1 pseudogene is annotated in these 230 nt (G+C 44.3%); it reads right to left on the bottom strand.

From position 1 onward, the window contains the following. Nucleotides 1-32: 32 nt before the first annotated feature. A pseudogene (locus CAN34_RS13995) lies at nt 33-230 on the bottom strand (peptide ABC transporter permease); the annotation flags it as partial.

Raw genomic sequence — 230 nt, forward strand, 5'->3', positions numbered from 1 at the left:
TCAAGTCCCTATACATGGGGAATGGCATTATAAATACCAAGCGGAATCTCTATCATATAAATCAGCAGCGTACTCCAGAGCCCAAGCGAAATAGACACCGGTAGCTTCTCGATAATCAAATCCGTTACTGATTGACCGTTAAAAAACGACTCACCAAAATCTAGCTGGGCATAGTTCTTGAGCATCAGCCAAAAGCGCTCAGGCGCAGATTTATCAAAGCCGTATTGGGC

Origin of the sequence: Psychrobacter sp. DAB_AL32B (assembly GCF_002224105.1) — a bacterium.
In the GTDB taxonomy this organism is placed as follows: domain Bacteria; phylum Pseudomonadota; class Gammaproteobacteria; order Pseudomonadales; family Moraxellaceae; genus Psychrobacter.